This is a genomic window from Gemella sp. 27098_8_149 (assembly GCF_041433745.1).
Classification (GTDB): Bacteria; Bacillota; Bacilli; order Staphylococcales; family Gemellaceae; genus Gemella.
Genome location: NZ_JAPWCB010000003.1, coordinates 87,146 through 113,710 on the forward strand (window position 1 = coordinate 87,146; position 26,565 = coordinate 113,710).

Genomic DNA, 26,565 nt, shown 5'->3' on the forward strand with positions numbered 1-26,565 from the left:
GTCCTAAATATTTTCTTCTCTCCAAAAAATATAAAACACTATAAAACTATTATAATTATTTAAATATTCATTTCAAAGAATTAACTCCTTAGAAATTTAATAATATAAATTTCTAAGGAGTATTTATGTTATTTCTTCCCTAACTTCTCCGCTCGTTCTAAAGATGCATCAATATTCTCACATATGTTTTCAGCACCAATTTTCTCTATGAATCCTGCCTTTTCCATAACATGATACGGTTGTTCATTTACATGCGAAAGTATTAATGTTAAACCACGTCTTTTGCAAGTTTCCAATATTTCTTCTAATACTTCTAATCCTGAAATATCCATTGCTGGAACATTACGCATTCTTATAATTAAAACATTTTTTCCTTCACCATGCTCAAAGCTTGTAAACACATTTGCAGCTCCGAAGAATAATGCTCCAAAAATTTCATAAACCATAGTATTTTCAGGGACATATTTTAAATCAACTTCTTCAGATAACTTATCATCATCAGATGAACCTTTGTACGTCCATTGTCGAACTCCTGCAATATCAGACATACGTTTTAAGAATAAGAACGCAGCTAATACCATACCAAACTCTATCGCGATTACTAGGTCGAAGAATAACGTTAATAAGAAAGTGATAATTAATACCGCTATATCACTTTTCGGTGCAGTCTTTAACATACGTACACAAATACGCCAACCACTCATATTATATCCCACAATTATTAATATCGCAGCCAAGCAACTCATCGGAATATACGATGCATATGGCATTAAAAATAATAGTATTAATAATAAGGTAAATGCGTGAACCATTCCAGCTACTGGTGTTCTACCACCATTTTTTACGTTAGCTGCCGTTCTCGCAATTGCACCTGTTGCAGGTATTCCTCCAAAAAGTGCTGACATAAAGTTCCCTACACCTTGAGCAACTAATTCTGCATTGGATTTATGCTTGCTTCCTGTCATACCATCAGATACTACAGCAGATAATAGTGATTCTATAGCGGCTAATATCGCGATTGTAAATGCTGGTAAAATCATTTCTCTAATTAGTGAAAATGAAATTGTAGGCATTGTAAAGCTAGGAAGTCCTGCTTTAATCGTATATAGATCACCAATAGTTTTAACCGGCAATTTAAAAATAGCTACTAAAAATGTTGTAACTAGTATTGCGGTTAAAGAACCTGGTATTTTCTTAGATACCTTTGGCCAAAATACTTGAATTAGTATCGCAAGCAATCCTATCGCTAAAGTAACAAAGCTAATACTCTTTATATTATGACCATAAGCTATTAATTTTCCAACAAACTCTGCAGGAACTGCTCCCATACTTAATCCTAGGAAATCTTTAACCTGACCAACTACTATTCCCATAGCAATCCCTAGTGTAAATCCAATAGTAATTGTTTTAGGAATGAACTTAATCAAGTCACCAAAGTGAAATAGCCCCATCAGAATTAGCATAACTCCTGCCATAAGGGTTGCTACGGTTAATCCTGCAATTCCATGTTCAGCTATAATTCCATAAATAATAACGACAAAAGCAGCTGTAGGTCCACCAATCTGAACCCTACTCCCACCTAAAAATGAAATAAAAAAACCTGCTATAATCGCAGTATAAAGACCTTGTTCTGGATTAACCCCAGATGCAATCGCCAAAGCAATCGATAAAGGTAATGCTATAACAGCTACTATCAAACCAGCAATTATATCTTTTAAGCATTGTTCCTTTGTATAATTTTTCATTACACTAAATAACTTCGGCTTAAGATATTTAAATGAATTCATCTTCTCCTCCTACTTCCTGAGAATCTTTAGTATTACTAGTTTAGCACATAACTAATAAAAACTCTAGTTAAATTAGAAATCCTACTAAAATATTTTTAAATTTCATGATATATTTTCTAAAAACTAAAATAAAATCTATTATATAATAAATTTTATCTTGTTATAAATTTTAAAAAGGCTTGAAAATCACTCTTCAAGCCTTAGACGATCATCTATAATATTTTTACTTAAACTTCTCTTCGATGTCTCTTATTACATCTGCCAATAGTTCCTTACTGGCAGTATCATACCAAGTTCCATCCATTTTATTTCTAAACCATGTTAACTGACGTTTTGCATAACGGCGTGAATTCTGAGAAATAGCTGCAATAGTATCTTCTTTAGAAACATTACCATTAAGATACGGAATCATCTCCTTATATCCTATTGCTCCTAGAGCTTGCAGTTCCGTACCATACTCATCCATAATATCTCTGACTTCCTGTTCAAGTCCTTCTTCAAACATCAGCTCAACTCGCTTATTAATACGGTTATATAGAATTTCCCTATCAGTATTAAGAACTATTAAAAATGGATTATAACAATCAAGAACAGTATCACCATTGTTGTTTGTCGTTACAGATTTCTTTTCATTCATCACATAATTATATGCATTAATTACACGGCGATGATTTTCTAGGTCAATCGTATTATAGGTATCTGGATAATTCACTTTTAGATATTCTCTAGCCATATCGACATCAATATCATAAGTTTTTTCCTCTAAATCAGTAAACTCATAGTTATTTAGAACTGCATTCATATAAAAACCAGTTCCACCGATTAATAATGGCATCTTACCTCGACTATGTATTTCTTCAATTTTCTTACGTGCAAGTTTTTGAAAATCATAGACAGAACATGTATCAGTAGGTTCTAGTTCGTCTATTAAATGGTGAACTACCCCGTCCATCTCTTCTTTTTTCACCTTTGCAGAACCTATATCAAACTTTTTGTAAATCTGGACGCTATCTATAGAAATTATTTCACAGTTGAACTCTTTTGCAAGTTCTATACTAAGTGCTGTTTTCCCTACTGCAGTAGGTCCTACTATCGCTATTAAAGGTATTTTTTTCATCTTACCTCCTACACTATACGCTTAAACATTTTTTCTAAATCTTTTTTCTCCATTTTTGTGATTATCGGACGGCCATGCGGACACGTAAATGGATTCTTGCATTCATAAAGATCACTAATAACCTTATTCATCTCAACATCTGTAAGAACTTGATTTGCTTTTATAGACATTTTACAACTTGCCATAGCAATTGCATCATTTCTTAATTCGTTGAAAGTTATATTATTATTTCTTAGAACTTTCTCAACAATAATTTTTATCATTTGTTCTTCGTCTTCTTCTATCCAACCAGGAAATTCACGAACAACATAAGAATTATCTCCAAACTCCTCAAATGCAATACCAAGTTCTTCAAATTTTTCTAAATTATTACGAACTTCAGCCGCTTCATCTACAGAAAAATCAAACATAAGCGGTATTAACATCTGTTTCTTATAATTCTTTCTTTCTATAAATTCGCGTTGTAATTTCTCATAATTATATCTTTCTGCAGCAGCGTGCTGATCTATTAGAAATAGCTTATTATCCGCTTCTGATAAGATATATGTTTTAAAGATTTGTGCCAATACTTTTAAGTCTGGTAGAGTTCTAACTTTTGTATCATTATCTTGAACGATTTTCGCATCTTTAATTTCATTAAAATGACTATCGTCTTTTACTACATTAGAAACTACTTTTTCTGCTCTATCATCATAACTCGAGTTATCTACTTTTTTAGAGAAATTCATAAAGTTCTCTATCTCTTTTTTAGTTGGCTTATCACCGAACTTATTTCTATTATCACGAGGATGCGAACTATAACTTAAATCTGGTAAGTCACTCTTAATTTTCTGAGTTTTGTTTCTTTGAACATACGTATTTTCTTTACTTTGCACTAGTATTTTTTCTTCATCAGAATTAGTTAACAAATCTCCTCCAAAAAGAAATTCATCTTCTTGAACAACATGACTTGTAGATTCTTCTTGATTATCAGAAAAACTACGTTCAACTTCTACATCTACTTTAGGTTCTTTCTTCTCTTCTGAAAAAATAACGTTATCTTCTACATCTCCAAACTTATTATCAAGTTCATCTAAGAAATTTATTTTCTCAATTTTCGCTTTTTCTTTTTTCGTAAGAACATTATTCATTCCTTGCGGAATATATGTATAATTACTTAATCTTTCAGCGATAACTTCTTTGATTAGTCGTATTAATTCCGCTTCTTTCGATAATCTCACTTCTTGCTTAGTTGGATGAACGTTAACATCTAATAAAATCGGATCCATCTCTATATTAATAACACATAATGGATACCTATTTATCATTAATAATGTTCCGTAAGCATCGATTATAGCATTTTGAATTCCGTAGTTTTTAATATAACGCCCATTGATAAAAATATTTATATAGTTCTTACTAGCTCTCGTCTCTTCTGGTACAGAGATATAACCAAATACTTTGTAATCATCATTATTACCACTAAATTCAATCATATTTCTAGCAACGCCCATATTATAGATCTTAGATAAAATCTTATGAACATCACCATCACCATAAGTTTTAAAAGTAATCTTACCATCTACATGCAGTTCAAAAGCTACATTAGGATAAGATAGGGAAAACTTATGAATAATATTAGTAATATTAGCTTGTTCTGTATGTGGATTACGCAGATATTTCAGCCTTGCTGGTGTATTGTAGAATAAATTTTCTACACTTAGATCAGTCCCCTTAATAGGTGCGTAATATTCCTCAGAAACTACTTTTCCACCTTCAAGAACTAGCATCTTCCCTTGCGCTTCTCCTGCACAACTTTTTATCGTTACCTTACTCACAGATGAAATACTCGCTAGCGCCTCACCTCTAAAACCTAGCGTTTCTATGTGAAATAAATCATAGTCAGCACTTATTTTACTAGTCGCATGACGTAAAAATGCACGTGCCAAATCATCATTAGAAATACCACTTCCATTGTCAATAATTCTAATTTGTTGAATACCAAATTCCTTGATTATAACTTTAATATTTGTACTTCCTGCATCGATAGAGTTTTCTACAAGCTCTTTAACAACAGAAGAAGGTCTTTCAACTACTTCTCCCGCCGCTATTTTATTTGATAATTCTGCAGATAATATATTTATTTTTCCCATTTAATTTATTTCACATCCTCACTTATTTTTCTCTGTAATTCATAAAGAAGATTGAAAGCTTGCATTGGTGTTGTTTCTAAAAAGTTTACACCCTCTAATTGTTTTTTGATTTCATCAAATTTTTCATTATCACCATCGAAATCCAATTGTAATTTCGCATAATTTTTCTTTGATTTCTCTTCGGCTTTTAATTGTTTTCTAATAGTTTTCTCTAACTCTTCTTTAAGTTCTTTTTCTAATTCAGAACGAAGTTGTTGTCTTAAAGCTTCCTCGTCTATTTTTACAACTTCTTCTTTAACTACTCGACTGCTGTATTCTTGTTCAAGTTCTTGACGTATTTTTTCTCTTAGTTTTTCTTCAGATTCTTGTGATGAAGTTTCATTTAATAATACCTTATTATATCTAGCATTATCAACAAGGTCCTCACTACCCTTATTCCCACTTTCTAATTCTCTTAATATTTTATTAGCACCTACGATAACATCTTCTGGTAGATGAGCAAGTTGAGCTACATGAATACCATAACTCTTCTCGATAGGCCCTTCATTAATTTTGTATAAGAAAATTAATTTCCCATGATCTTCTTTTGCAGAAACATGGATATTCTTTATTCCCTGGGTAATATTTTCTAACTTTGTAAGCTCATGATAGTGAGTTGAGAATAATGTTTTACATTTAATTGTATTATTAATGTATTCTAATATCGATTGAGCTAAGGCGATACCATCATAAGTCGATGTTCCACGACCAATTTCATCAAAAATTAATAATGAATTTTTAGTAGATTCGACTAAAGCATTCTTCGCCTCAATCATCTCAACCATAAACGTTGATTTACCACCAGCAAGATCATCACTCGCACCTATTCTCGTAAATATTTTATCGAAAATCGGTAAATTCGCAGAAGTCGCTGGAACAAATGACCCGATTTGTGCAAGAATCACTATAAGAGCAAGCTGTCTCATATAAGTAGATTTACCAGACATATTCGGCCCTGTAATAAGCAAGATATTATTATCTTTGTCTACTTTGCAATCATTACTAATATAACTATCAGCACTCACATTTCTCTCAACAATCGGGTGACGACCATCAACAATATCAATAATATTATTATCATTAAATTCAGGTTTTACATAACCATATTCTTCCGCTACATCAGATAATGAAACGAACACATCAATATCACTTAAAGTATTCGCAACTCTCTGTAATCTTACTATATAATTATGAATCTTTGTCTTAACTTCTTGGAATAATTGTAATTCTAACTCTTCAATTTTTGTCTTAGAATTCACGATATGTTCTTCAACTTTTTTTAGTTCTTCAGATACGAATCTCTCACAGTTAGAAAGTGTTTGTTTCCTATGATAACCTAGTTCTGTTGGATCTATAGTCTTAAGCCCTACTTTAGATACTTCGATAAAGTAACCGAAAATCTTATTGTATCCAACTTTTAGATTTTTAACCCCAGTTCTCTCTTTTTCACGTTCTTCAATTTCTAGTAAAATTCTATTACCATTTTTACTAGCATTCTTATAACTATCTAACTCTTCATTAAAGCCTAATTTAATTACATTTCCTTCTTTAACAGTTTGACCAGCTTCTTCATGGATTGTCGCTTCAAGATAGTCGTATAAATCTGTTAATTCATCGATATTCTCTGCGATATCTTTTAATTTATTAGATTCAAATCCTAATAACAATTTCTTAATTTCTGGTATTTGAGCCAATGTTTTCTTTAGATTCAATAATTCCTTAGGACTTACAATATTATAAGAAACTTTTGTGGAAATTCTCTCAAGGTCATATACTTCTTTCAAACTAGTTTTCACATCAGCTTTTTCAAAATAATGTTTAGTAAAATCTTCTACGATTTCCTGACGTTTTTTAATTTCTTTAAGATCTAGTAATGGATTTTCTAACCATTTTTTAAGTTTTCTTGATCCCGCAGCTGTTGAAGTCTTATCCACAATACTAAGAAGAGAACCCTTCTTACCACCATTAGCCATGTTCTGAGTAACTTCTAAGTTTTTTAATGAGTAGTTTGTCATATAAACAAACTTATCTTTGAAATATACTTCAAAATCTTTAAGGCTTGAAATATCTTTATTTTGAGTTTTTTCAATATAGTCTAAAAGAACATCACATGCTACACGTAGATTGTTGTCAGTAAGATTACTCGTCTTTTCCTTAGTAATATCATTAGTTAATTCAACTTCAGTAATATAAGCACTAATATCCAACTCTTGATCTTTTATGCTAATTACTTCTTTAATATTATTTTTTAATACTTCGTCTTGTAGATCAGCCATAGTTTTTAGGACAGTACAACGGCTATCCCCTGTCATAATATCACAAAATGCGAAATAGATATTATTATCCTTCACATATGCACTACCAAGGTAATTATTCTCATCATAGTTTTTATAGTTCATATAAGTTCCTGGTGTGATTACTTGAACTACTTTACGCTCTACAATTTTCCCTTGACCAGGTTCTGAAACTTGTTCACAGATAGCTACTTTATATCCGTTATTTACTAAAGTATCAATGTACGTTGCTGAGGAATGAAATGGAACTCCACACATAGGAATTTTTTCAGCTCCTCCATCACGAGCAGTTAAGGTTATTTCTAATATTTTTGACGCTCTAGTCGCATCTTCAAAGAACATCTCATAAAAATCACCAAGACGGTAAAATAAAAACATGTCCTGATAATCTTTTTTTATCTTCAGATATTGTTCTATCATTGGAGTATATTTCATCTCAAAAGTTCCTTTCTCTTTATTTCTTCCATGTATTTATAACATATATAATTTTAGCATAAATCGTTATTTTTTAGTAGTGTGACATGTGGTAAAACATATAAAAAAGAGTTAGCTAGTAAATCACGGCTTACTAACGTAACTCTTTAAATATTTAACATTCATTTAGAAATCAAATTCGACTCCTGTTTTATTTAATTCATAGAATCTCTCAACATAATCTTTTCTGTTATTTATTTCTTTAGTGCTATTATATAAGTCTATAGAGGCATCGATTTGTCTAATACATTTATTGGCTAACTCTACACCTTCAACTTTATTTTGAGCAAGTTTTATCTGAGCAAGTAGTATGTATGTATGAACAGCAAATGTTGGTTTAATATGACTTAATGTAATATCTATTAAATCTAGTATTTCGATTACTTTTTTACATATTTCCTCTGCTTCATTACAATTTCCACTTCTTAGCAGAAATCCAATACTGCTATGTAAAATTCTAAATGAAATAATAGTTGATATAATATTTATCCCTTCAACATCTGGATTATAACTTAGACTGTCCGCTATAGTCCTTCTTACAAATTCTAACGGTATCTCTTTTGTACTACTAGTAGTAATTATCCCATTTAGAGCTGCTTTTTCATTCAAGCTTAGCATTTCAATCCCTTGGAAATACTTTAAAAGAATCTTGTTATTTTCTTTAAATTTTTCTGGAAGTATCCCTGAATATCCAGTAATCATAACAGCTATAAATAATCTCTCGGATAAGGTGATTTTCTCATCCTTTAATTTTCTAACTAGATGAGTCATCATTCCAGAATAGTTACCAACTCTAGCAAATTTTAGTACATCAATTGTCAATTCCTTATAATCAGACTCTAATCTAGGAAGTAATTCTGTTAAATATTCAATATAGCCTATCCCAAGACTTCCAAGCAGTTTTTCAAATACTACAAGCGAAACACTCGTCTCATCCGCTTCAAATCTTCTTAGTGTTTGTGCAGAAATCACTTCTCCAGCTGCATCCTTTAATTTGACTCCACGTTCAAGTCGTAATTCTTTAAACACCTTCCCATGAATTGATTTATTTGTCATAAATTTCCTCCACCCAATATTTTCTTTCAATCCTTTACCTATAATACTATTTTACAATAATTACAAAATTTACTATTAAAATATTACAAAATTGATAATTTCTCATCATTTTTATACTAGAATACATCGAAAACTTACAAATTTGATAAATTCGACTAATTAAACACCGACAATAATCCTACTACAGTCGAGATCTCTTTTTTCTTATAATCAACAAGGTCATTTTTGTCACTATGGATCTTGTTACATTTTAGTGTTGTTACCTTTGAAATACCATTTACAACACTTTGTATAGTTTCATCTTGATCTTCTATGAATTTACTCTCCTTTGTAAAGTTATCAGATAATTCCCCTAGTATGCTTAATCCAAATAGATACATACTTAAGCCACATTGTCTCTCATTTAATAAGTGTTGATTTCTATTTTTCATAAGCATCTCCATTTCTATAAGTTATCGTATGCTTATTTTATCACGGATTAAAGCACTTTTTTCATAATCAGAAAACATTGTCCGATTCGAAATAAATATAGCTGAAAATAAGGGCTAAATAAAAATAATCAGACAAATTTGTCCGATTAATATTATCTAAAAACGAACTTCATCATAAAACAAACAAAAAAAAGTATTTAAGAAAAATTAATCATCTTAAATACTCTCCTGATACATTATATCTATATCATATAACGTTTAAAATTCAAAATCAATACCTGTTTTATTAGCTTTACATAAAACCTTATAATCAATATCAGCCATCACTTTAACAGAAGGGTCATCTATAATTTCTACTTCCACATTCTTATATTTTAACATCTTATTCGCAAGTTCTACACCTTCTATTTTATTTTGATGCAAATATATCATTGCCAATAATCCAATAACTTTAAAATAAAAATGCTCATAATTAAATAACTGTGGATGTTTTTCTAAATAATTAAGCACTTCTTTGCATCGCTTTTCACCTATGCTATAGTAACCATTTCTTGATAAAAATTTTAACAAGGCTAATAATAACCCACAATACCCAAAAGATATAGATTTACTCAGATAATCTATGGTAGAAATATTATGTATACATTCTTCAATTATCCTATCAATATACTCAACAGTAAAGTCTTCTCGTGAAGATATATCTATTAATATAGCCAGCAAACCCAATTCATTGCATCCTAATTTATTCGTTGACTCTATTTTTTCTTTAATTATTCTTTTATTTTCATCAAAAAACTCACTATCATCTCTATGATTTAAAATAATCATGAATAATAATATATATATCCTTCTTACAAAATCAATTCCCTTCTTTTTCAGCTCTCTTTTACATTCATTTATTACCTTTGCTGTAAAACCTGATTGCAGATATTTATCCATTCTTCTTGAAAATTCAGTATTCTCATCTTCGATATAATTATTATAATATGCTAAATAATCTATAGGAAGTATACCACAATTTTCTAATAATTTTTCAAATGTAGCGATAGGTAGGCTTGTTTCATCTGCCTCGAAACGAGTTAATGTTCTTGTAGATATAACATCACCTGCAACGTCCTTTGACTTATATCCTCTTTCCTCCCTTAATTTTTTAAAAATACTTCCATGTTTATTTTTCTTCTCCATTTTTCTTCTCCATATTTAAAATACTTTTATTTTTTAATATCTCTTCGTATATTTTAACGGTTTATTCTAATTAATTATACACTAAAATTCAAAATCAATACCGGTTTTATTTACTTCACAAAATTTTTCATAACTAATATCTCTTTTCTGTTTATATAAGGGATTATTAATACTTTCTGCAAGTGTATTACGATATTTTAGTACTTTATTTGCAATCTCTATACCTTCTTCTTTATTTTGACTTAAATATACCATAGCTAATATTTCTGTAACATCAATATAATATTTTGATCTATCATATAAGGATGATAGTTTATTAAAATTAATAAGTGTTTCTTTACATTGCTTTTCCACTAATTCATAGTATCCATTTCTTGATAAAAATGATAACGAAGAGATTAATAACATACCGTATGCCCCATTAAATAAACTATTCGGATAATTTCCATCATAAATATTTTGGAAACAGTCCTCAATAACTCTATCAATATACTCACATGAATAATCCTCACTTGAGGCTGAGTTTATTAGATTTATGAGTCCGTGTATCTCACTCCATCCCAATTTACTCGTTGACTCTATCTTCTCCTTAATTATTCTTTTGTTTTCTTCAAATAATTCACTTCTACCATTCCATTCTATTAGTTGCATGAAATTTAAAATATCTAACCTTACAGCAAATTTAATATCACTCTTTTTTAATTCTTTCATACATTCATTTACTATCTCTACTGAAGAACCAGATTCTATATACCCCTGCATTCTTTTTGCAAACTCCGTAGTTTCTATTTCAGTATTCTTGACATAATATATTAAATAGTCAACTGAATCCAAATCACAATTTTTTAATAATTTTTCAAAAACTACTACTGAAACACTTGTTTCATCTGCCTCAAAACGTGTTAATGTTCTTGTAGAAATAACATCTCCTGCAACATCTTTTAGTTTATAACCTCTTTCCTCTCTTAGCTTTTTAAAAATTCTTCCATGCATATTTTTTTCGCTCATTCTTTTCTCCTAGTTAAACTAAATATTAATTAAACGCTAAACAATCAATATATTTATAAATATAGTATTTCACTCGTATAATATTTGGATTAGATCTCTAAGTTGATTATTATAATACCTTCGTAAAATCATAATATACTTATATTTTATCATAAAGTATTTTTAAAAGTAACTATCAATATCAAATTAGACATAAAACACCATTCGTAGCAGATTTTAAAGATTTTAATAGAAATCTAGAGTTACACCTATTTATACTACTTTTAAAAATCAAACTCAAACCCCGTTTTGTTTAGTTCATAAAAACTCTCAACATAATCTTTCCTATTATTTATTTCTTTTTTACTATTATATAAATCTATTGATGCATCTATTTGACGAATGCATTTATTTACCAATTCTACGACTTCAACTTGATTTTGGGTAAGTTTAATCTAGGCAAGTAATATATAAGTATGAACAGCAAATGTTGGTTTAATATGACTCAAGGTAATATCTATTGAATCTAAAATTTCTACCATTTTTCTACATGCCTCTTCCGCCTCATTACAATATCAATTTTTTAAAAACAACTAATAAAATACTCGTTTCATCAGCTTCGAAACATCTTAATCTTTGCGTAAAAATAATATCTCCTGCCACTTCTTTTAGTCTTAATTCTCACTCTAAACACAGCTTTTAAATATTTTCCCATATTCAGATTTGTTATTCATAGATATTCATCGACCTTAGGCTTTCTTCTTTTCTTGATCTTTATATTTTATTTTACATTAATTGCTAAACTAACTAATATAATATTACAAATTTGATGATTTTCATCATTTTTATATCATATTAAGGTGAAAAATTACAAATCTGTAACTACTTAATACTAAATCTACAAAGCAATAACCTCATTAACAAAAAATAGACTACAGAACAATTAATGCTCTATAGTCTATTAAAAATAATATTAAATATTATCTATTTTTTCTTCTTAAAGCTACAGCTCCAAATAATCCTACGATTGCCGCTAAGAATCCATATGAAGTTGTTTGTAATCCTGTGTTTGGTAAAGCTTTACCTTCTTTTCTGTTACTTACAGATTTAACAGCTGCTTCTCCACCTTCAGATTTCACTTCAGTTGAACCTTCTTTTACTTTTTGTCCTTGAGCAAATGGGTTCCAACTGTTATCTTTTTCAGATTTTGTCTCTTCTTTTTTATCACCTTTCGGTGTTTCACTTGGTTTTAATGTCTCTTCTATTCCTGGTTTTGGCGCTTCACCTGGTTTTAATATTTCCTCTTTTCCTGGTTTTGACGTTTCATCCGGTTTTGGTGTTTCATCAGGTTTTGGTGTCTCGCTTGGTTTTGGTGTCTCACTTGGTTTCGATGTTTCGGCTGGTTTTGGTGTCTCACTTGATTTAGGTGTTTCACCTGGTTTTGGTGTCTCACTTGGTTTTGGTGTTTCACCTGGTTTTGATGTTGGTGTAGATTCTATAATTGGGTTACTATCTTTTGGTTTAGTTGAATCACTTTCTGTTCTATAAACAAATTTCTCATTTTCACCAATAGTAAATTCTGAATTATCTAAGTTACCTTTTGTTAAATCTAATCCAAATAATTTTGTAATATGATAATGACCAGGAGCCATTCCTTTTAACCATGTATAAAATACATCATTTCCTTCACTATCCATTGAATACCAACCTGGAAGATTTAGTTCCTTATCATCCTTATCGTCTTTATCATTAGCAAAACTGATTACAAAGTCTTTAGAAATATAACCATAAATATTTTCGAATCCTAGCTTTCCATCACTTGTTTTTCCTACATATTTTTCAATTAACACATCAGAGTATTTTTTCACTCCTGGTTTATATTTTATAGTAGTTTTAATAGTACCATTTAATTCAACTTGAGATTTATCCGTATAAACTACATAATCTTTATCTCCTACTTCTGGTGACTTTTGTTTATTTTCTACGGTTGCTTTAGGTCCTACAACTCGTGTTATATCAGCATACTTATGTAAATCTTTAAAATCTAATTCTTCTACTGCAGCGTATGCAAAAGATTCCTTAATATTTCCATTACTATCCTTATATTTTTTAAGTATATTACTATTTTGAGTTGTATAATTATTTTTATCATCAGAATAATCTGGTACTAAACTTATTGCATTCAAAATAAACTTCTTATTTTCGTTTTCTCCTTTAACAAGTTCATTTGTATCTACTCGATATAAATCATCGGCAATTTTAGTAGCGTTTAACATATGTGCTCCTGGAGCATCCCATTGCGTAGGAATCTTTTCAGCGTCAACATAATGTACATAATCAACACTATTATGATCTTTAGTTTTTATTGTAAGATAGTTTTTATCTCTTGTGATACTTTCTATCCAATAATCAGCAAAACTATCAACCTTTTTTTTATCATATATTTTATTCCATTCTTTAACTAGACCGTTATTTTCTGTTGAATTTGTATTTTCACTTGGCTGTTCATTTGAAAGTGTACTTGGGTGTGGTGTATTTGGTGTATCCACTGCAAAAATATCTGTTTGAGGTATTACTACACCAGCTGCAGTTAAAAACGATGCAATTGCTGCACTTGTTAATAATTTTTTCTTCATCTATTGTTCTCCTTTTTAAAATAATAACTAAAATGTCAATATAATAAGACAATTATATTTTACTATAAATACTTATATAAATTATAAAACGTTACAAAATTGGATATTTCTATCATATTTATTGTATTTTTCTTTGCGAAAGTTACAAATCTGTAACCTTAAACTTATAAAAAAGATAAACCACAAACACATTGTCTGTAGTCTATCTATAGCTAAATTATTTATTTTTTCTTCTTAAAGCTACAGCCCCGAATAATCCTACGATTGCTGCTAAGAATCCATAAGAAGTTGTTTGTAATCCTGTGTTAGGTAATGCTTTCCCTTCTTTTCTGTTACTCACAGGTTTTGTAGCTACTTCTCCACCTTCAGATTTTACTTCAGTTGAATCTTCTTTTGCTTTTTGTCCTTGAGCAAATGGCTTCGAACTGTAGTCTTTTTCAGATTTTGTCGTTTCTTTTTTATCACCTTTCGGTGTTTCACTTGGTTTTAATGTTTCTTCTTTACCTGGTTTTGGCGTTTCATCTTTCTTTGGTTGTGGCTCCGGAGTCGGTTTTGGTGTTTCACTTGGTTTCTCTGGTTGTGGCTCCGGAGTTGGTTTTGGTGTCTCATCTGGTTTAGTAGTTGGAACTGTATCACTAACAGCTGGTCCCTCACGACGAACATCTTCATTTCCTACTTCAAACCAACCATCTTCATTATAAATATCTTCTAATTTATAATCGCTGTTACCCTCAAAGCCAAATACATTATAGATACCAGGATCTAAGCGATCTGTTTCTATATATACTATCCTGTTACCATTAATATCATATAAATGATTTCCAGATGCATTAACATGATCAAATTGTCCTTCCTTATGTAAAAGAAGATAATCGTTATCTTTTAATTTATCGTTTGCTATTTTTAAAGTATATTTTACTACTGTTCCTCTTTTTACCTTTTTATAATTTGCAAACACTCCAATTTTCTTTCCTTGTAATTGTGGCCTATTAATTGGTTCTTCCATTGCTTCTCCAACAGCTACCTTCGATTTATCCTGAAATGGTATTAAATCAAAACTATTTAAAATATGGGCCTTATTGGTAGAATCTGTAAAACTTAGCTCATATGGTTTATAAACTCCTTTTTGCAGATTACTAATACTATATTCTCCAACATATGTGTTATCATCTGTTTTATTAAAATGTAAATGATTATCAGTTTTACCATTTCTATCATTATATATTCGTAAAGCAACATCACCACTTAAAGGCTCTTTGCTTTTAATCGTATAAACAAGTTTCCCTTCAGGTGTCACTTCTCCTGTTAAAGAATCAATGAAACGTTCTGCTATTGTTGAAGTAGTTGCCGGTTTTGCCTCTTCTTTCGGTTTGTCTTCTTTCTTCATTGCATCCTTAAATGTAACTCCACTAGCTTTTGCTTCGGCAAAAAATTCTTTTTCTTCTTGTTTGTATTTCGCAAGTTCTGCTGGATTATCTATAGCATCCTCAGATCCATTAGGTCTTTTCTCTTGGTCCTGAATAGCAACAAGCGTATTGTCTGAGATTTCTCCTTCAAACTGTTCATCGAATCCTTTTTTAATTACAACTTCTTGATTATTATAATTTACTTCGTCTGAGATACGTAAAAATTCATCTGAATTTGGTTTTTTAACAGAAAAAGCCATTAGTTTACCTTTTGTTGCTGGATCAGAAGTTTTTACGAAGTATTTTCCATCTTGATATCTTACTTCTGGTTTATAAGTTTTAGCATCAGCATTACTATCTGTTAATACTGCTACAGTCCCTGCTAAAGCTATCCCTGATAGCACTTTAAGTGTTGTTTTTGTATTTTTCTTCATTAATAATTTCTCCTTCTATCTAATTTATCATAAATATTAATATAATAAGACAAGTATATTTTACTATAATTACTTAGAAAAATTATAAAATATTACAAAATTGTATATTTCTCTGTTTTAACAACCTTGAATTTAAGAAAAAGTTACAAATCTGTAACCTATTATTTGACCTCATAAAATCACTCAAACCACCTCATAAGTTGCGTATATTCTTTCAATATTGTATAATTACAACAAAGGAGTTGACTTATGTTAAATTTCATAAAAAATAAAACAAATTTATCAATATTAATTTTTTATTTTATATTTAGTTTTTCTAGTTTATTATTTATATTACTAGCTGAATATAATAACAATAAAACACCTACATTATTCCTTAAGCAATTTGTTTTCTATTTAATTGGTCTTGGAATAATATATTTACTTCAAAAAATACCAATAGATTATATAGAAAAATTCTCTATAGCATTCTATATATTCGCACTAGTTCTTTTGGTTGGGATATTCTTAGTACCTAATAATTATGCTCCTATCGTAAATGGTGCACGTAGCTGGTACAATCTTGGACTACTCACTTTACAACCTTCAGAATTTGGTAAAATAGCCACAGTAGCTATGATTAGTATGTTGATTAAAGAAAAGAGTTTCAAAGATAATACAGATACTGTAAAACTTTTAAAAATAGCATTAATAATTTCAATACCCTTCGTATTGGTCGCTAAAGAAAATGACTTAGGTAATGGCTTATTTTTCATCTTTTTATTCTTAGGTTTAGTATTTTTAGTCTGTAATAAAGGGAAGACATTATTCAGAATTTACTCTGTAGTTATAGCTGGTCTAGCAATTATTATTCTTGCTGCCTTATATTTCCCAAGACTTCTAAGTCTAGTTGGATTAAAATCTTATCAGCTTAATCGTATCCTTTCATGGTTAAATCCTGAAGCTTACAAGCTAGATTACTCTTACCAAATCACTCAAGTTCTTAGTGAGATTAAATTAGGTGGACTTACTGGTACATTTGCTAAAAATAAAAACTATATAGATGAACAATTTAATGATTTTATCTTTTCTATAGTTGCTAAAAACTTTGGATTTATCGGTGCGGCAATCTTCTTAACTATATTCTTTATATTCATACTAAGATTATTCAATATAATGAAAAAATGTGAACAAGGTAACTACAGCTATTACTTTATTTTATTAGCTATTTGTAGTTTTTGCTTCTCATTCTTCATCAATATTTTTTCAACACTTAGTATTATTCCTGTAATTGGTATAAGTATGCCATTTATAAGTTATGGTGGAAGTTCATTAATAGCCAACAGTATTCTCTTCGGAATAATCGTTAAAATAAACGCTACGATTCACGAAGAATATTTGGAAGATGAATATTACGAAAACTACGAAGAAGAATATGATGAAGATCAATATATTGATGATTCTCATCCTTTAGATCCTATATACGAGAATAACAACAATAACTATTATGAGGAAGAACCTCAACAATATCGAAGAAGCAAAAGAAAAAGATAAAAAATGAGGATAGAAATTTTTTCTATCCTCATTTTTCGTTTTATTTTCTTACATCTTCAATGAATTTATCATCAATAGTTTCTAATAATTTTCCTAAAATTGATTTAGCTGCGTAGTAATCACGGATATCGAATACTGCATTATGAGTATGAATATAACGTGCACAAATACCGATTACAGTTGTTGGAATACCATTTAATGCTTGGTGAATATTACCCGCATCTGTTCCTCCTGGTGAAGTGAAGTATTGGTATTTAATTCCATTTTCTTCAGCAAGTGCAACGATTTTTTCTCTCATGTTAGCACGAAGTACCATAGTTCTATCAACTAATCTTACTAAGAATCCTTCTCCTAAGCGTCCGTTACTAGTTTCTTTTCCATCCATATCGTTTGCCGGACTACAGTCTACAACGAAACATACATCAGGTTTAATCATATTTGCTGCCACAGTTGCTCCACGAAGACCTACTTCTTCTTGAACAGTAGCACAAACTACTAGGTTGAAGTCTAATTCTTTATCAGAAAATTCTTCTAAGATTTCTGTAATAATTACACATCCGTAACGGTTATCAACAGCTTTACTCATAAATCTGTTTTCAGTAAGTTGTTCGAATGTTGTTTTTGGTGTAACAAATGCACCTTCGCGAATTCCCATTTCTAAAGCTTCTTCTCTTGAAGCTGCACCTACATCTATAGTCATATCGCTAATTTTTACATTTTGCGCTACTCCTGCAGTGAAGTGTTTAGGAATTGAACCTATTACTCCAGTGAATTTTTTCCCTTCATATGAAGTTACTGTGTAAGTTTGAGCTAAAAGAACATCTTCCCTAAAACCACCAAGTGTTTCAAATTTAAGCATACCATTTGGTAATACTTTAGTTACGATAAATCCAACTTCATCCATATGAGCTGAAATCATAACTGTTTTAGCATTTTCTTTTTTAGACTTTTTAATAGCATAGATTCCACCAAGATTATCGAACTTAATCTCATCAGCATATTTAGATAAATTTTCTTCTAAATATTTTGAAATTTCACTTTCAAATCCTGATGTTCCGTCTAACATTGTTAATTCTCTGAATCTTTCTATTGATTTACTCATTTTCTTATACCTCTTTTATGTACTCTATTGTTTCACTTTCTTTATCATAACGTACTTCATATTCGATATTGTTATTGTCAAAATAGAACATTAAATATGAGTTTTCTTTTAAGTTTAGCGTATAGCTATCTATAACATCGTAACCTAATGCGATTAATTTATTTCTACACCTGTCTATGTGGTCATTATTTAATTCTTGTTCTTCTGTTTTTTGATAAACACGATATCCTACATAAACTGCAGCTAATGGCAATAATATTCTTTTTAATTTCATATTTTACCTCTTATCTGAATTCATCACATAACGAGTTAAATAATTCCTCACTAAGTTCTAGGTTTTGATGAGCAATAGGTTCATCTCGTTTATAATTACGTAAAGTGTCTTCGTAATGAGGTTTTTTCTCATTTTTGTAGATTACCCCTGTTACAAGGTCATTATGTTCTTCTAAGACTCTATACGCTTCTAATTTATTAGTATTATCATAACCTTCGATATCAGAAAGTTTTGTTAAGTGTTCTTTATACCATGCTGGTGTATTTTTATAGTTATATGTTTTACATGGGCTGAACACGTTAACTAGTGAGAATCCATCATGATTAACAGCTTCTTCGAAGATTTGCATCATTTCTTTCATATCACCTGTGAATGCTTGCGCTAAGAATGTAACTTCACAAGATAAGGCAATTTTCATAGCTGATAACGGTTTTTCCATTACACCTTCTAGAGTTGTTGTCGTTACTAAACCTTCATCAGATTTAGGCGACATTTGACCTTTTGTTAAGGCATAAAGTTGGTTATCCATTACTACGTATGTCATGTTTACGTTACGTTTCATAGCGTGAACAGCATGTCCAATTCCGATAGCATATCCATCACCATCTCCACCCATAGCGAAAACTGTTAGATCTTGGTTAGCTAGTTTTATCCCTTGAGCAATTGGTAGTGAACGTCCGTGTAATCCTTGAACTCCATATGCTTTTGTATATCCACTAATTTTCCCAGAACATCCAATCCCTGCTGAGATTACAACATTTTCAGGCTTAATCCCTAGATTTACAACAGCTCTATTTATACCCGCAAGTACCGAGAAGTCTCCACAACCGGCACACCAATCGGGCTTAACATCGTTTTTATAATCTTTTAATGTTACTTTCAAACTATTTCTCCTCCTCTAGTAATTGTTCAACAAGTTCGTGAGTATAATAAATGTCTCCATTATATTTCAGTAAACTACCAATTTTTTCTGAATTGTGATATTTACTTGCTATTACTGTACGTAACTGTTTATTGTGGTTGTGCTCGACAATATAGATTTTTCTATATTTATCAAATGCATCACGAATAGGTTGAGCAACTGGATAAATTTGACGAATGTGCATAGTATCAATCTTCATACCTTGTTCTTGTAATTGCTTAGCGGCTTTATTTAGAACTCCATATGTTGAATTTACACCTACTAATAGAATATCTTTTTCATCGTTATATTCGTTTAAGATAAATGGTTTTTCTACTAATGCAGATTCAATCTTATTAGAACGTTTTTCTTTTTGACGTACTGTGTTACGTTTAACCTCAGAAGGTAATCCTACAACAGAGTGTTCATAACTGTTCGCGTTGTGAATTCCACCTTTTTGACCTGGGATAGTTCTGTTTGAAACTAATACATCTGTCGCATAACGTTTGAAGTAAATAATATCTTCTTCTGTGATTTCTTCTTGTTTTAATAGATTTCCACGATCGATTTGAACCTTACTAAAATCAAAGTTAGGTACTGTAGATTTGTTCATACCTAATTGTAAGTCCATTAAGACAATAACGGGTGTTTGATATTTTTCTGCCATATTGAATGCATCAATCATAGTATAGAAACAATCTTCTACAGATGTTGGTGCTAATACAATACGAGAAGCATCTCCTGTTCCACCATAAACTGCGTGGAAAATATCTGATTGTTCAGTTTTTGTCGGAAGCCCTGAAGAAGGTCCACCCCTTTGAACGTCGACTATAACAACTGGTTGCTCTGCCATCGCTGCCATACCTAAGAACTCAGTCATTAATGAAATACCAGGTCCTGAAGTGGCTGTCATAGCACGAACACCTGCGAAGTTCGCTCCAATAGCTACACCTAACGCTGCAATCTCATCTTCTGTTTGGATATATGCACCATTTACTAGTGGAAGTTTATCGAATAAATATTCCATAATTTCCGTAGCCGGTGTAATTGGATATCCTGCATACATTCTACATCCTGCTGCTAGTGCACCAAGACCCGCTGCATGGTTACCAACTAACCACATATTTTTGTGAGTTGGATTTAATTTTTTTAGATAATACCTATCATTAATATTATTTTCAGCCATGAACTCATTCATGATTTCACGACCTTTATCGAAGGCTTGAATGTTAATATTTACGATTTCTTCACCTTTACTAGAGAATTTTGCTTCAATCATATCGTAGAATATTTTTGAATCAATATCTAATAATGCTGAGCAAATCCCAAGTGTGATAATGTTTTTAATAATTGGATTTGCAATCTCTTTTGCTATATCAGTAATTGGGAATACCGCAACTAATCCTTTAATTTCTTCTGAAATTTCTGGTTTAATTTTAGCATCCGCAATAATAATACTGTTTTCATCCAATTCTGGAATATAACTATCTAATGTAGCTTGGTCAAAGGCTATAAGAATATCTGTCTTATAGTCAATAACATTAATTCTTTCTTCTGAAATACAAATTTTACTATTACTGTGTCCACCTTTAATTCTACTTGCGAAGTCTCTTGTAGAATACATGTGATAACCTAGTGTATTTATTACTGTAGAGAAGATTTCGGCTGTACTTTCTAGCCCTTCACCTTGTTCTCCACCAATTTTCCATCCTAATTTATTAATCATATAATCTCCTTTAATCTCTTTCATTAGAAATTTAATCGTTGATTTCTCAATACTTTATTTTACCATATTTAAGAAAATTTTTCCATCCAATAATATTAATTATCAGTACAATAATTCTTATAAGATATTATTATTTCACAATTTATTTTGATAAAGACCTTTATTTCATTTTTTAAAAAATTTGTATAATATTTAGGGAGAATAATCCTTTAAAGAGAGCGACTCAAAAATTACAATCCCTTAGGAATTAATTTTATTAAGCCGCTCAACATATTTTTTATTAGATTATAAATTTTAGTCTTATCTGAATCACTTTACCTAACTATCAGTATTTAAACTTTATTCATAAGTCTTATCAAGTAACGTATGTTTTTATTTATATTTAGCTTTTAATACCTTTATCTGAAGTTAATTCTAGTTCATAGAATTGTTGTTCAAAAGTATTGTATTTTTTAAGATCTATATTTTTCACTCGTTTATTAACCCATACTATATCTGTACTCCAGCTTAAAGGTATCCATGGTGCAACCTCAGCAAAATCATTATCAAATTTATTAAATGCTTCTTTTATTTTATTATCATCAAATGAATCTTTTGAATCAATCGCTTCTAAATCTTTCGTTAGAGTTTCATCTATATATCTAGGTAAATTTAATTTAGAAGTTCCACCAGCTATATAGTTAGGGTTTGGATTATTAAAGAATCCCCATGCTCCTTGGAAAATATCAATAGAAGGATCATCTGCTTGTACTCTTGTTGACCAATCTTTCGGTGATAATAATTTACCATCTACCAATTTAACATCAAGACCTACTTCTTTCCATGATTTAATAAAATTATCTGCTAACGCTTGATCTAAATCACTACCAGTATTTCTTGCAGCATAATTAAATACTAATTTCTCACCATTTTTGTTTTCACGTAATCCATCTCCATCAGTATCTTTATATCCTGCTTCATCTAATAATTTTTTAGCTTTTTCTACATCTTTTTTGAATTTCTTACCATTAGGGTTAACCGCTAATTCTATTCTAGGTGGGAAGAATCCTGAACCAGTTGGTGTATATCTTAATCCTTTAAATAGTTTATCATTAATTTGATCCCAATCCACTGCGTATCCAAAAGCTTGTCTTAATTTAACATCGCCTAATTTTCCACTTGTATCAGTTAGAACTTTTCCTTCTTTTTTATCAAATTTACCTAATTTAAATCCTACATAAGACACATAAAGATCTGTTTGACCTAAAACATCTCCATTTTTAGAGTCTTTTATTCCTTCCCAAATATTTGGACTAAGTGAACGAATGTAGTCTACGTCTCCATTCTTAATAACTGATGCTGCTTGTGATGGTGACACAGCTTTAAATTCTATTTCTTTTACTTTTACTTTATCTTTATTAAAGAAATGTGGGTTTTGTTTGGCTAGAACACTTTCTCCATTAACCTGTTTGTCTAAGTAATATGGACCATATGATAATGGTTTTGTATTTAGATTAGCACCAGAAAACTTAGCAAAATCTTTAGACGCTTCTTCGACCTGTGCTTTATTTAAGAATGTGGTGATAAAGCCGTTACCCCAAAGTAATGATGGTCTAACGTCTGTGTATTTAATTACTACTGTTTTATCATCTTTTTTCTCTATACCTTTTATCGATGAAGCTTTACCTTCGTGATATTCTTTCATTCCTTCGATTACTTCATAATCAGAAGAATATCTGATGTTTTCTACATACTTAGGATTCCCCATTAAATTATATGTAGCAATTACGTCATCAGCAGTAACATCTTCACCATTGTTCCATTTCAGATCTTTCCTTAGAGTAATCGTTGCTTCTTTTTTCTCTTTATCTAAATGGAATTTCGCAGGAGCATCATTATCATCTTGTTTTAATCTGTAATCTTTATCCAATGCAAAAGTATAAAGCATTGTATCTCTCATAACATAATAATCCGTTGCTTGTAAGAAGAATATTGGATTAAACATTCCTGTAAGTGGATCTGCTGATAAGATTCCTACTTTTAAATGACTATCTGATACCGCATTTCCATCATTTTGAACCAAAGTTTTAAATTCAACCGATGGTTTTGTAATATCCCCTGTTTTCTTATTTTGATTAGTAGCACAACCTGCTAATAACAATGTTAAAGCTAAACTAGAACTAACAACTTTTGTTATTTTTTTATTATTTTTTTTCATAAAATTTACCTCACTTTTCCTACACAAAGAAAAAAGCCCTTGTAGAAGCTATTAACTTCCACAAGGACGTATCTATAGACGTGTTACCACCTTGATTTATAGTATTTTCACAAATACCATCTCAAAAAGTACTAAAATACCATTTTAATACTCCTAGCTGTATCGGGCTATCCCGTAGTAGTTTAACTATTCAACTACTAACACGAAAAGACCATCTTCATAGTATCATCTTTGATCTCATTTCACCCACCGAGACTCTCTAAGCAAATATCAACTACTACTCTTCTTTTCAAAGTGTAATTTTTTGTTGTGTTTTAAGTATATCAAGATAAGAAACCCTTGTCAATATTTTTTTTAGAAACGATATAGTAAAATTATTACAGAAAGTAAATTATAAAGAATAAATTACATTACACTATTAATTACAACACTACAGAAAAAATTAGTTTTTACTAATACTTTACTATATCAGCACTATGGGAATATTTATAATAAAACTCCAAAAAATTAAGAGTATAGAATTATCCATACTCTTAATTTATTTTATTAGCAAATTAACTTTATTATTTAGAAAGTTTACGTCTAACGGCAATTCCAACAAGCGCAATTAAACTTAACCCTAGCGCAGTTGTACTAGATGAATTCATACCTGTATTAGGTAATTTTCTCTCATTGTTAACAACATTAGCTTTTCCAGCAACTTTTTCACCTGATTTAACACTAGCTTTTTCTACTCCGTACACATGAGTTGTAATTCCATCTTTTTTAGATGTTGAAACAGTGCTATATCCTTTAAGAACTTTAGGTGTTTTTTCTCCTAGTTCTACTGGTGCAAGTTCATTTCCTGTTGCATCAATATGACGTGTTACAACTAATTCTTCTTTTACTAAAACTGGAGCATCTTGTCCATTTGATGTTTGAGGTTTTTCAGTATCAAATTTATAAGTTTTTGAATCTACAGAAATTGTACGTGAGTTTGGATTTACTACTGCATATTTAGTTAAATCAGCTTTTTCTAAATAATTTTTGAATGCTTCATCCATAGATGGTCCTTCTTCACGAGCCCCACCTAACATTGTATATCCGTCTCCACCTGCTGCTAAGAAGTCATTTGTAGTTAGGTAGTATGTTTTATTTAAATCTAATTTATCATATGCACCTGTATCGTGGTTCTTAACTTCTACACGTAATACACGTTTTCCTGATGGTAAGTTTGTATCGTAGTATACTTTAGCCCCTGATACATGTAGGAAACCACCACTTGGTTCTAATAATGGTTGTCCATTTTCATCTAAGACAGTTTTACCAGCTTTATCAACTTGTAAAATAGATCCTAGAGATTTTTCAAACATAGCTAATACGTCTTTACCTGTAACACTAATTTGAGAAATTGTATTACCGAATGGAAGAACAGCAATTACACTACCTCTTGTGATAGGTTTGTCTTTAGCGATAGTTTCACGTAAACCACCACCGTTTGTTACTGCGATGTCTGCTTTATTTTTAAATCCAGTTTGTCCGTATTCATATAGTGAGTCAGCTACTACATTTCCTAAGTTAGTTTCGCGTACACGAACATTTTCACGAGTACCACTTAACTCAACAGGACTATTTTTCACTACAACAACAGCATTTTCTGCATCGTATTTCGCTTTAATTTGATCAACTAATTTTTTCACCTCTGGATTAGGCGTTACATTAGTAGTTTCTGAAGCTTTAATTAGACTTGGAGTTCCTAATAAACTTTTTGGTTTTAACGTAACTTTACCAATGTTATTTAAATAACTTCCTGTTTGGTTATAAGTAACGTTGTCTCCATATGTTTTTGATTCTACTGTGTGAGAGTGACCATCGATTACTACTACACGTTTTCCTTTTAATAAAGGACTTTTAGATAGTTCGTCAGCAAGAGTAGAACCTCTCCATTCGTTAGGTGTTGTTGTATCCACTCCAAGGTGAGCTAGAACAACATATGTTTTATAGTCATCACCAGTAGCTTTTGCTTTTGCTTGGATTTCTTTAACTACATTTAGTACCTCTGGGATAGGATCTTTAAACGTTACACCTTGAACATTTTTAGGGTGTGTTTTTGTAGCAGTTTCTGGTGTTGTTACCCCAATAACAACAACCTCATCACCTTTAACACTTTTATCTTTATCAATGATTGTAGAAGCTTCAAATAAACGTGCGCCATTAACATAAGTATTTGAGCTTAAAAGAGGAAATTTTAAAATTTGTTTATACTTTTTAGCTTCATCTAAACCAAAGTCAAACTCATGGTTTCCTACGGCCATAGCATCGTAATTCATTTTGTTTAAAATTTCAGCACGCGCTTCCCCTTTTGTTGAGTTTGAGATAGGTAACCCTTGGAATGCATCCCCTGCATCTAGAACTACTGTTGTTTGATCTTTTTTAGCACGTTCATTTTCAATTACTGTTGCTAGTTTTGCATCCCCAACAACTGATGTGTTTTTATCACGACCTTTTTCCTCTACGATACGTCCGTGAACATCATTAGTGTGAATTAATACTAAATCTTTTTCAGTTGTTTTTGGCACTAATGCTGTAGATGGTTCTGTAGTATCAGTTGGTAATGATGATGGTTTTACATCTCCTGTTTTTGGAGCTACTGAAACCTCAGACGGCTCTGATGATGGTGCAGCTACTGGTGAAGTTGCTGGAGCTGGTGTTGACTCATCCGCGAATGCAGCTCCTCCTGAAGTTGCTATTGCTAAACCTACTATTGTAGCTGATGCTAGTGTGTAATTTTTTTTCTTCATAATAACTTTTTTTCTCACTTTCTTATTTGTAATTTAGTATTTACATAATATCACAATAATACGTGTTTTTCAAC

Annotated in this window: 17 protein-coding genes; 1 reads left to right on the top strand and 16 read right to left on the bottom strand. The window is 30.7% G+C overall.

Features of this window, described 5'->3' with window-relative positions; all coding sequences use genetic code 11:
- Positions 1 to 128: 128 nt before the first annotated feature.
- From O3801_RS02470 to O3801_RS02515, 10 genes are all read right to left on the bottom strand, one after another.
- On the bottom strand, positions 129 to 1,787 hold the full coding sequence (locus O3801_RS02470) for a SulP family inorganic anion transporter (protein ID WP_371453971.1): 1,659 nt from the start codon (positions 1,785 to 1,787) through the stop codon (positions 129 to 131).
- Positions 1,788 to 2,010: 223 nt separating this feature from the next.
- Positions 2,011 to 2,904, bottom strand: a complete 894-nt coding sequence (gene miaA, locus O3801_RS02475; protein WP_371453972.1) for a tRNA (adenosine(37)-N6)-dimethylallyltransferase MiaA — start codon at positions 2,902 to 2,904, stop codon at positions 2,011 to 2,013.
- 8 nt (positions 2,905 to 2,912) lie between these two features.
- Complete coding sequence (mutL, locus tag O3801_RS02480; RefSeq protein ID WP_371453973.1) at positions 2,913 to 5,036, bottom strand: DNA mismatch repair endonuclease MutL; 2,124 nt, start codon at positions 5,034 to 5,036, stop codon at positions 2,913 to 2,915.
- A 5-nt stretch (positions 5,037 to 5,041) separates the two neighbouring features.
- The gene (gene mutS / locus O3801_RS02485) at positions 5,042 to 7,804 is read right to left on the bottom strand and encodes a DNA mismatch repair protein MutS (RefSeq protein ID WP_371453974.1); all 2,763 of its coding nucleotides are present in this window, start codon (positions 7,802 to 7,804) and stop codon (positions 5,042 to 5,044) included.
- Positions 7,805 to 7,969: 165 nt separating this feature from the next.
- A complete protein-coding gene (locus O3801_RS02490) occupies positions 7,970 to 8,899 on the bottom strand; it encodes a helix-turn-helix domain-containing protein (protein ID WP_371453975.1) in 930 nt (309 codons plus the stop codon).
- Positions 8,900 to 9,054: 155 nt separating this feature from the next.
- Positions 9,055 to 9,330 (bottom strand): hypothetical protein, encoded by a 276-nt coding sequence (locus tag O3801_RS02495; protein ID WP_371453976.1) that lies wholly within the window; start codon positions 9,328 to 9,330, stop codon positions 9,055 to 9,057.
- A 258-nt stretch (positions 9,331 to 9,588) separates the two neighbouring features.
- A complete protein-coding gene (locus O3801_RS02500; RefSeq protein ID WP_371451868.1) occupies positions 9,589 to 10,515 on the bottom strand; it encodes a helix-turn-helix domain-containing protein in 927 nt (308 codons plus the stop codon).
- A gap of 81 nt (positions 10,516 to 10,596) precedes the next feature.
- Positions 10,597 to 11,523 (bottom strand): helix-turn-helix domain-containing protein, encoded by a 927-nt coding sequence (locus tag O3801_RS02505; protein WP_371453977.1) that lies wholly within the window; start codon positions 11,521 to 11,523, stop codon positions 10,597 to 10,599.
- Between the two features lie 959 nt (positions 11,524 to 12,482).
- Positions 12,483 to 14,138: a hypothetical protein gene (locus tag O3801_RS02510; RefSeq protein ID WP_371453978.1), complete on the bottom strand. Its 1,656-nt coding sequence runs from the start codon at positions 14,136 to 14,138 to the stop codon at positions 12,483 to 12,485.
- Positions 14,139 to 14,355: 217 nt separating this feature from the next.
- On the bottom strand, positions 14,356 to 15,978 hold the full coding sequence (locus O3801_RS02515; RefSeq protein ID WP_371453979.1) for an LPXTG cell wall anchor domain-containing protein: 1,623 nt from the start codon (positions 15,976 to 15,978) through the stop codon (positions 14,356 to 14,358).
- Between the two features lie 249 nt (positions 15,979 to 16,227).
- Here O3801_RS02515 and O3801_RS02520 point away from each other — a divergent pair, with 249 nt between their 5' ends.
- Positions 16,228 to 17,511: an FtsW/RodA/SpoVE family cell cycle protein gene (locus tag O3801_RS02520; protein ID WP_371453980.1), complete on the top strand. Its 1,284-nt coding sequence runs from the start codon at positions 16,228 to 16,230 to the stop codon at positions 17,509 to 17,511.
- A 40-nt stretch (positions 17,512 to 17,551) separates the two neighbouring features.
- Here O3801_RS02520 and O3801_RS02525 read toward each other — a convergent pair whose 3' ends face one another.
- The 6 genes from O3801_RS02525 to nt5e all read right to left on the bottom strand — a co-directional run bounded on the left by O3801_RS02525 (position 17,552) and on the right by nt5e (position 26,491).
- A complete protein-coding gene (locus tag O3801_RS02525) occupies positions 17,552 to 18,613 on the bottom strand; it encodes a M42 family metallopeptidase (protein WP_371453981.1) in 1,062 nt (353 codons plus the stop codon).
- Positions 18,614 to 18,617: 4 nt separating this feature from the next.
- Positions 18,618 to 18,887, bottom strand: coding sequence for a hypothetical protein (locus O3801_RS02530; RefSeq protein ID WP_371453982.1), 270 nt, complete (start codon positions 18,885 to 18,887; stop codon positions 18,618 to 18,620).
- A gap of 10 nt (positions 18,888 to 18,897) precedes the next feature.
- Entirely contained in the window at positions 18,898 to 19,770 is an 873-nt protein-coding gene (locus tag O3801_RS02535) for a 2-oxoacid:ferredoxin oxidoreductase subunit beta (RefSeq protein ID WP_371453983.1), read from the bottom strand.
- A 1-nt stretch (position 19,771) separates the two neighbouring features.
- Complete coding sequence (locus tag O3801_RS02540) at positions 19,772 to 21,514, bottom strand: 2-oxoacid:acceptor oxidoreductase subunit alpha (RefSeq protein ID WP_371453984.1); 1,743 nt, start codon at positions 21,512 to 21,514, stop codon at positions 19,772 to 19,774.
- 382 nt (positions 21,515 to 21,896) lie between these two features.
- Positions 21,897 to 23,711: an ABC transporter substrate-binding protein gene (locus O3801_RS02545; protein WP_371453985.1), complete on the bottom strand. Its 1,815-nt coding sequence runs from the start codon at positions 23,709 to 23,711 to the stop codon at positions 21,897 to 21,899.
- A 563-nt stretch (positions 23,712 to 24,274) separates the two neighbouring features.
- Positions 24,275 to 26,491 (bottom strand): cell surface ecto-5'-nucleotidase Nt5e, encoded by a 2,217-nt coding sequence (gene nt5e / locus O3801_RS02550; RefSeq protein WP_371453986.1) that lies wholly within the window; start codon positions 26,489 to 26,491, stop codon positions 24,275 to 24,277.
- Positions 26,492 to 26,565 lie beyond the last annotated feature (74 nt).

Coding starts and splice junctions, on each gene's coding strand:
- O3801_RS02510 (WP_371453978.1), bottom strand. CDS start 14,138: ATGAAGAAAAAATTATTAACAAGTGCAGCAATTGCATCGTTTTTAACT.
- O3801_RS02505 (WP_371453977.1), bottom strand. CDS start 11,523: ATGAGCGAAAAAAATATGCATGGAAGAATTTTTAAAAAGCTAAGAGAG.
- O3801_RS02470 (WP_371453971.1), bottom strand. CDS start 1,787: ATGAATTCATTTAAATATCTTAAGCCGAAGTTATTTAGTGTAATGAAA.
- O3801_RS02495 (WP_371453976.1), bottom strand. CDS start 9,330: ATGAAAAATAGAAATCAACACTTATTAAATGAGAGACAATGTGGCTTA.
- O3801_RS02525 (WP_371453981.1), bottom strand. CDS start 18,613: ATGAGTAAATCAATAGAAAGATTCAGAGAATTAACAATGTTAGACGGA.
- mutS (WP_371453974.1), bottom strand. CDS start 7,804: ATGAAATATACTCCAATGATAGAACAATATCTGAAGATAAAAAAAGAT.
- miaA (WP_371453972.1), bottom strand. CDS start 2,904: ATGAAAAAAATACCTTTAATAGCGATAGTAGGACCTACTGCAGTAGGG.
- nt5e (WP_371453986.1), bottom strand. CDS start 26,491: ATGAAGAAAAAAAATTACACACTAGCATCAGCTACAATAGTAGGTTTA.
- O3801_RS02540 (WP_371453984.1), bottom strand. CDS start 21,514: ATGATTAATAAATTAGGATGGAAAATTGGTGGAGAACAAGGTGAAGGG.
- O3801_RS02545 (WP_371453985.1), bottom strand. CDS start 23,711: ATGAAAAAAAATAATAAAAAAATAACAAAAGTTGTTAGTTCTAGTTTA.
- mutL (WP_371453973.1), bottom strand. CDS start 5,036: ATGGGAAAAATAAATATATTATCTGCAGAATTATCAAATAAAATAGCG.
- O3801_RS02500 (WP_371451868.1), bottom strand. CDS start 10,515: ATGGAGAAGAAAAATAAACATGGAAGTATTTTTAAAAAATTAAGGGAG.
- O3801_RS02515 (WP_371453979.1), bottom strand. CDS start 15,978: ATGAAGAAAAATACAAAAACAACACTTAAAGTGCTATCAGGGATAGCT.
- O3801_RS02530 (WP_371453982.1), bottom strand. CDS start 18,887: ATGAAATTAAAAAGAATATTATTGCCATTAGCTGCAGTTTATGTAGGA.
- O3801_RS02520 (WP_371453980.1), top strand. CDS start 16,228: ATGTTAAATTTCATAAAAAATAAAACAAATTTATCAATATTAATTTTT.
- O3801_RS02490 (WP_371453975.1), bottom strand. CDS start 8,899: ATGACAAATAAATCAATTCATGGGAAGGTGTTTAAAGAATTACGACTT.